Below are 6,857 nucleotides of genomic sequence, written 5' to 3' on the forward strand. Positions count from 1 at the left end.
CGGGCCGATGCGGTGATCCTCGGCCCGGGCTCGTGGTTCACCAGCGTGATACCGCACCTGCTGGTCCGCGAGCTGGCCGTGGCGCTGACGCTGACCCAGGCGGTGCGGATCACGGTGCTCAATCTCGAGCCGCAGGCCGGCGAGACCGACGGGTTCTCGCCGGAGGAGCATCTGCGGGTGCTGAGCGAGCACTGCCCGCGGCTGCGGATCGACGTGGTGATCGCCGACCAGGACGCGGTGCTGGACCGGCGCGGCCTGCAGGGCTACACAGACAGCGTCGGCGCCCGGCTGCTGCTGGCGCCCGTCGCTGCGTCCGACGCGCGCGCAAGGCATGATCCGTGCAAGCTCAGTCTTGCGGTCGCCGACGCGGCCGGGCTGAACCGCACCGACGGCGGCCTCCGCCGTCCCCGGACAGACGAAGGAGTGCTCTGATGGCGATGACGGCTGCGGTCAAGGACGAGCTCAGCCGGGTGACCATCACCAGGGCCTCTGCCCGCCGTGCCGAGATCGCGACCATGCTGCGCTTCGCCGGCGCGCTGCACCTGGTCGCCGGGCACATCGTGGTCGAGGCCGAGCTCGACACCGGCTCGGTGGCCCGCCGGCTGCGCCGGGAGATCGCCGAGGTATTCGGGCACAGCGCCGAGATCCAGGTCGTCACCGGCGGCAGCCTGCGCAAGGGCACCCGCTACCTGATCAGGGTCAGCAAGGACGGCGAAGGGCTCGCCCGGCAGGCCGGCCTGGTGGACCTGCGCGGCCGGCCGGTCCGGGGCCTGCCCAGCCAGGTGGTGGCCGGCACGCTGTCCGAGGCCGAGGCGGCCTGGCGCGGCGCCTTCCTCGCGCACGGCTCGCTGACCGAGCCCGGCCGGGCCGGGGCGCTGGAGATCACCTGTCCGACCAACGAGGCGGCGCTGGCGCTGGTGGGCGCCGGCCGGCGGCTGGGCATCCTGGCCAAGGCCCGCGAGGTCCGCGGCGCCGACCGGGTGGTGGTGCGCGACGGCGATGCCATCGGCGCGCTGCTGACCAGGCTCGGCGCCCACGATTCGGTGATGGCCTGGGAGGAGCGCCGGATGCGCCGGGAGGTGCGCGCCACCGCCAACCGGCTGGCGAACTTCGACGACGCGAACCTGCGCCGGTCCGCCCGCGCCGCGGTCGCGGCCGGCGCCCGGGTCGAGCGGGCGATGCACATCCTCGGCTCGGACGCCCCCGAGCACCTGCTGCAGGCCGGCCGGTTGCGCCTGGAGCACAAGCAGGCCTCGCTGGAGGAGCTGGGCAGCCTGTCCGACCCGCCGATGACCAAGGACGCGGTGGCAGGCCGGATCCGGCGGCTGCTGGCGATGGCCGACAAGCGCGCCCACGACGAGGGGATCCCGAACACCGAGGCCGCGGTGACTCCGGAGATGCTCGCCCCCTGAGCGTGCGGCGCTCCGCCCGAGCGGTCCTACCCGCCGGTATCAGCCTGGTAACAACCCGGCCCGGCCCACCCGATAAAGTTGGGTCCAGGTCCCAGCGGGGGTTGAGGTCAGCAGCGTCGCGGCCGGGCACGATGAGAACTGATTCTTGTCGCTGAACATACGACGTACACGATGTACAAGGAGAACCTGCAATGACTGTTCGGGTGGGTATCAACGGCTTCGGCCGGATCGGGCGTAACTTCTTCCGGGCGCTGCAGGCCTCCGGCGCCGATATCGAGGTGGTGGCGGTCAACGACCTCACCGACAACAAGTCGCTGGCCCACCTGCTCAAGTACGACTCGATCCTCGGCCGGTTCCCGGGCGAGGTCAGCTATGACGAGCAGAACATCATCGTCGCCGGCAAGCCGATCCGGGCGCTGGAGGAGCGCGACCCGGCGAACCTGCCCTGGAAGGACCTCGGGGTGGACGTCGTCGTGGAGTCGACCGGCTTCTTCACCAAGGCCGCCGACGCCCGCAAGCACATCGACGGCGGCGCGAAGAAGGTCATCATCTCCGCCCCGGCCACCGACGACGACATCACCATCGTGATGGGCGCCAACCACGAGCTGTACGACCCGGAGCAGCACCACATCATCTCCAACGCCTCCTGCACGACCAACTGCCTGGCGCCGCTGGCCAAGGTCCTCAACGATGCCTTCGGGATCGAGAAGGGCCTGATGACCACGATCCACGCCTACACCCAGGACCAGAACCTGCAGGACGCCCCGCACAAGGACCTGCGCCGGGCCCGGGCCGCCGCGCTGAGCATCATCCCGACCTCGACGGGCGCCGCGAAGGCGATCGGCCTGGTGCTGCCGGAGCTGAAGGGCAAGCTGGACGGCTACGCGCTGCGGGTGCCGGTGCCCACCGGCTCGGCCACCGACCTGACCGTGACGCTGTCGCGGGAAACCACCGTCGACGAGGTCAAGGCCGCGTACAAGGCGGCAGCCGACGGCCCGCTCAAGGGCTACCTGGTCTACACCGAGGACCCGATCGTCTCCGCCGACATCGTCACCGACCCGGCGTCCTGCATCTTCGACGCCACCCTCACCAAGGTGATCGGCGACCAGGTGAAGGTGGTCGGCTGGTACGACAACGAGTGGGGCTACTCCAACCGGCTGGTCGACCTGGTCGGCTACGTCGGCGCCAGCCTGTAACCGGCGCAGCGGGCGAGGACAGCAGGGAGTAGGGGCCAATGCGCACGGTGGACGATCTGATCAAGGTCGGCGTGGCCGGGCGGCGCGTCCTGGTGCGCTGTGACCTGAACGTGCCGCTGTCCAAGGACGAGCCGCCCAAGGTCACCGACGACGGGCGGATCCGGGCGTCGCTACCGGTGCTGGTGCAGCTGCTCAACCGCGGCGCCCGGGTGATCGTGGCCGCGCACCTGGGACGTCCCAAGGGCGAGCCGGACCCGAAGTACTCGCTGCGCCCGGTGGCCGACCGGCTGGCCGCGCTGCTGGGCGCCCCGGTGGAGTTCGCGCTGGACACCGTCGGCGAGAGCGCCCGGCTGCTGGCCGACGGCCTGCGGGACGGCCACCTGCTGCTGCTGGAGAACGTCCGCTTCAATGCCGGCGAGACCGCCAAGGACGAGGCCGAGCGGGCCGCCTTCGCCCGGGCGCTGGCCCAGCTCACCGGCGGCGAGGACGACGGCGGCGCCTACGTCGACGACGCCTTCGGCGCGGTGCACCGGGCGCACGCCTCGGTCTATGACGTGGCCCGGCTGCTGCCGCACTACTGCGGCGGGCTGGTGCGCGAGGAGCTCGACGTGCTGCGGCGGCTGACCGGCGAGGCCGGCGAGGTCCAGCGGCCGTACGTGGTGGTGCTCGGCGGCTCCAAGGTCTCGGACAAGCTGGGCGTGATCTCCTCGCTGCTGCCCAAGGTCGACAAGCTGCTGGTCGGTGGCGGGATGTGCTTCACGTTCCTCAAGGCGCAGGGTCACGAGGTGGGGGACTCGCTGCTGGAGGACGACCAGGTCGAGACCTGCCGGCGGCTGCTGGACGAGGCCGGCGACAAGATCGTGCTGCCCACCGACGTGGTGGTCTCGGCCGACATCTCCGACGACGCCACCACCGACACCGTGCCCGCGGATGCCATCCCGGCCGGCCAGAAGGGCCTGGACATCGGGCCGGACTCGGTGGCCCGGTTCACCGAGGCGCTCGCCGGAGCCGGCACGGTGTTCTGGAACGGCCCGATGGGGGTGTTCGAGGTGCGCCCGTTCGCGGCCGGCACCAAGGGCGTCGCCGAAGCGGTCGCTGCCTGCGACGGGCTGACCGTGGTCGGTGGCGGCGACTCGGCCGCGGCCGTCCGGGCGCTGGGGATCGACGTCCACCGGTTCAGCCATATCTCCACCGGCGGCGGCGCGTCGCTGGAATACCTGGAAGGCAAGACGTTGCCCGGTGTCGCCGTACTCGAGGAAAGCTAGGTGGCACGCGCCGCCGAGACCCGGATGCCGCTGATCGCCGGCAACTGGAAGATGAACCTCAACCATCTCGAAGCCATCGCGCTGGTGCAGAAGATCGCCTTCAGCCTCAAGCCGCAGCACTTCGAGGCCGTCGAGGTGGTGGTGCTGCCGCCGTTCACCGACATCCGCTCGGTGCAGACGCTGGTGGACGGCGACAAGCTGGCGTTGCGCTACGGCGCGCAGGACCTGTCGCCGCACGCCGCCGGCGCCTACACCGGCGACATCTCCGGGGCGATGCTGGCCAAGCTGGGCTGCAGCTACGTGGTGATCGGCCACTCCGAACGCCGGGAGTACCACCAGGAGAACGACGAGCTGGTCAACGCCAAGGTGAAGGCGGCCTACGCGAACTCGCTGACCCCGATCCTGTGCGTGGGCGAGCGGCTGGAGATCCGGGAGGCCGGCGGGCATGTCGGCCACTGCGTCGACCAGCTGTGTGCCGACCTGGCCGGGGTGCCCGCCGAGCAGGCCGCCACCATCGTCCTGGCCTACGAGCCGGTGTGGGCGATCGGCACCGGCAAGGTGGCCACTCCGGCCGATGCCCAGGAGGTCTGCGTGGCCATCCGGAGCCGGCTGGGGGAGCTGTACAGCCCCGAGCTGGCCGCCGGCGTCCGGATCCTCTACGGCGGATCGGTCAAGTCCACCAACGCCGGCGATATCGTGGCCGAGCCCGATGTCGACGGCGCCCTGGTCGGTGGCGCCAGCCTGGACGGCGCCGAGTTTGCCGGAATCTGCATCGCGGCCGGTGGCGGGCCGCTGTCGGGCTGAGGTCCCGGATCCTCAGAGGCCGGTAGCCGCCGAAGACGCTCGATCGGGACCGAGACGCCGGATCGGGCCGGTGAACAGGTATTCTCTCCTGACATGCCGCGTCACTCTGCGGTCTGAGTCCGAGTACCCGCCGAAAATGTTCCCGTCGAAAACTGAGCGAGGCCGTCGAACCCCATGATCATCACGCTGCTGTCGATTGTCCTGATCATCGCGAGCCTGCTGCTCATGGTGCTGGTGTTGCTGCACCGCGGCAAGGGCGGTGGCCTGTCCTCGATGTTCGGCGGCTCCCTGTACTCCAGCCTGTCGGGCTCCTCGGTGGTGGAGCGCAACCTCGACCGGCTCACCGTCGTGGCCGGCCTGGTCTGGACCATCTGCATCATCGGCCTGGAGCTGCTCTACAAGGCGAGTTGATCCGCTCGTTGCCAGTGACATCGAGTCACCCAGTGACATCGAGCTACACAGTGACATCGAGCTAGAGGAGTCAGAGCAGTGGCAGGTGGCAGCGCAATCCGCGGCAGCCGGGTAGGGGCCGGTCCGATGGGCGAGCGGGAGCGCGGTGAGTCTGCTCCCCGCCAGTGGGTGTCGTTCTTCTGCGCCAACGGCCACGAGACCAAGCCGGCCTTCGCGATGGACGCGCTGGTGCCCGACACCTGGGACTGCCCGCGGTGCGGCTACCCGGCCGGCCGGGAATCGGCGACACCGCCGGCCGCGCCCCGCAACGAGCCGTACAAGACCCACCTGGCGTACGTGAAGGAGCGGCGTTCGGACGCCGACGGCGACGCCATCCTCGAAGAGGCGCTGGCCCGGCTGCGGGCCCGCCGCGGCGAAGCCTGACCGTCAGCCCGGCTGCAGGTGGCCTACTTCGAGCGGATCGACGAGCACGTCTTCCGGGCGACCGAGCACGTCAGCGGCGCCTGGGAGACCCAGTTCCAGCACATCGCTCCCGCGCTCGGCCTGCTCGCGCACGCAGTCGAGGCCGACTGCGACGCCCGCCGGAGCGACGGCCTGGTGATCGGCCGCCTCTCCTACGACATCCTGGGCAAGGTGCCGGTCGACGTGGTGCGGATCGAGGTCGAGGTCCTTCGCCCGGGCCGGACCATCGAGCTCGTCCAGGCCACCCTCAGCCATGCCGGGCGCGCCGGCGTGCTGCTGCGGGCGTGGCTGATGCGACCTGGTGACACCGCCGGCCTGCGAGCCACGCCCCTGCCGGCCATCGCCGGCCCGGAGGACATGCCGGCCTGGGATCCGACCACCGTCTGGCCGGGCGGGTTCATCGCCTCCGTCGAGGTCCGCCGCGAGCAGGCCGAGCCCGGCCGGGCCGCCTTCTGGGTGCGCACCCCGCTGCCGCTGATCCGGGACGAGAAGGTCAGCGACCTGGCCAGGATGGCAGGGCTGCTCGACATCGCCAACGGCATGACCGTCCGGGCCAAGCCCACCGAGGTGGCGTTTCCGAACCTCGACCTGACCGCGCACTTCTTCAGCCAGCCGCGCGGGGACTGGGTCGGCTTCGACACCTCGGTCGCCTTCGGCTCCGAAGGGGTCGGCCTGACCACCAGCGTCATCCACGACGTCCACGGAGCCATCGGCGCCAGCGACCAGATCCTCACGGTCCGTCCCGGCTGAGCAGCTGACCTGCTGACCTGCTGACTTGCCACGGGGGACGGGTCAGAGCATCGGACGGCCGTCGGGATGCCGGGGAAGCCCCGAGGCGGCCTCCCGGTCCACCAGCCAGAGCGTCCGGAACCGCCCCCGCGGACCTGCGGAGGGCACCTGCACCCGGCCGGCGCCGCTCAGCGCCAGCGCGACCGCCTGGGCCTTGCCGGCGCCCGAGACCACGAACCAGATCTCGTTGGCGGCGGCCAGGCCCGCGAAGCTGAGCGAGATCCGCAGCGGCGGCGGCTTGGGGGAGTTGCGCACCGCGATCACCGGCCCGGACTCGTCGTAGGCGCTCGGGTGCTCGGGGAACAGCGACGCGCAGTGCCCGTCCGGGCCCACCCCGAGCAGCACCACGTCGAAGTTCGGCAGCACGTCGGGGTCATCGTCGCGCCGGGCCTGGGCCAGCTGCTCGGCGTAGCCGGCGGCGGCCTCGTCCAGATCGGCGTACGGCCCGTCGCTGGCCGGCATCGGGAACAGCCGGGCCGCCTTGAACGGCGGCCGGGAGAACAACAGCCGGTTCGCCG

The 6,857-nt window shown here is 71.3% G+C and carries 9 protein-coding genes; 8 read left to right on the forward strand and 1 reads right to left on the reverse strand.

Annotation, left to right across the window (positions count from 1 at the left end; translation table 11 throughout):
* The 8 genes from VF612_RS03130 to VF612_RS03165 form a co-directional block, all read left to right on the forward strand.
* A partial coding sequence (locus VF612_RS03130; protein ID WP_408658388.1) for a gluconeogenesis factor YvcK family protein occupies positions 1-432 on the forward strand: 432 nt, incomplete at its 5' end.
* Positions 432-1,412 (forward strand): DNA-binding protein WhiA, encoded by a 981-nt coding sequence (whiA, locus tag VF612_RS03135; RefSeq protein ID WP_408658389.1) that lies wholly within the window; start codon positions 432-434, stop codon positions 1,410-1,412. The genes VF612_RS03130 and whiA, both read left to right, overlap by 1 nt.
* A 191-nt stretch (positions 1,413-1,603) precedes the next feature.
* Positions 1,604-2,608, forward strand: coding sequence for a type I glyceraldehyde-3-phosphate dehydrogenase (gap, locus tag VF612_RS03140; RefSeq protein WP_408658390.1), 1,005 nt, complete (start codon positions 1,604-1,606; stop codon positions 2,606-2,608).
* A 38-nt stretch (positions 2,609-2,646) separates the two neighbouring features.
* Entirely contained in the window at positions 2,647-3,873 is a 1,227-nt protein-coding gene (locus VF612_RS03145) for a phosphoglycerate kinase (RefSeq protein WP_408658391.1), read from the forward strand.
* A 24-nt stretch (positions 3,874-3,897) separates the two neighbouring features.
* A complete protein-coding gene (gene tpiA / locus VF612_RS03150) occupies positions 3,898-4,677 on the forward strand; it encodes a triose-phosphate isomerase (protein ID WP_408658396.1) in 780 nt (259 codons plus the stop codon).
* Between the two features lie 174 nt (positions 4,678-4,851).
* On the forward strand, positions 4,852-5,088 hold the full coding sequence (gene secG / locus VF612_RS03155; RefSeq protein WP_408658392.1) for a preprotein translocase subunit SecG: 237 nt from the start codon (positions 4,852-4,854) through the stop codon (positions 5,086-5,088).
* Positions 5,089-5,166: 78 nt separating this feature from the next.
* Entirely contained in the window at positions 5,167-5,511 is a 345-nt protein-coding gene (locus tag VF612_RS03160) for an RNA polymerase-binding protein RbpA (RefSeq protein ID WP_408658393.1), read from the forward strand.
* Positions 5,512-5,529: 18 nt separating this feature from the next.
* Positions 5,530-6,300 carry a thioesterase family protein gene (locus tag VF612_RS03165; RefSeq protein ID WP_408658394.1) on the forward strand — a complete coding sequence of 257 codons (771 nt, stop codon included), beginning with the start codon at positions 5,530-5,532 and terminating at the stop codon, positions 6,298-6,300.
* 42 nt (positions 6,301-6,342) lie between these two features.
* Here VF612_RS03165 and pgl read toward each other — a convergent pair.
* Positions 6,343-6,857 (reverse strand): 6-phosphogluconolactonase (pgl, locus tag VF612_RS03170; RefSeq protein ID WP_408658395.1); only part of this gene is annotated, 515 nt, incomplete at its 5' end.

This window comes from Jatrophihabitans sp. (assembly GCF_036388195.1).
GTDB lineage: Bacteria > Actinomycetota > Actinomycetes > Mycobacteriales > Jatrophihabitantaceae > Jatrophihabitans_A.

Excerpts from the sequence above, each read along its gene's own strand:
- whiA (WP_408658389.1), top strand. The coding sequence starts at position 432 with ATGGCGATGACGGCTGCGGTCAAGGACGAGCTCAGCCGGGTGACCATC.
- gap (WP_408658390.1), top strand. The coding sequence starts at position 1,604 with ATGACTGTTCGGGTGGGTATCAACGGCTTCGGCCGGATCGGGCGTAAC.
- secG (WP_408658392.1), top strand. The coding sequence starts at position 4,852 with ATGATCATCACGCTGCTGTCGATTGTCCTGATCATCGCGAGCCTGCTG.
- tpiA (WP_408658396.1), top strand. The coding sequence starts at position 3,898 with ATGCCGCTGATCGCCGGCAACTGGAAGATGAACCTCAACCATCTCGAA.
- VF612_RS03145 (WP_408658391.1), top strand. The coding sequence starts at position 2,647 with ATGCGCACGGTGGACGATCTGATCAAGGTCGGCGTGGCCGGGCGGCGC.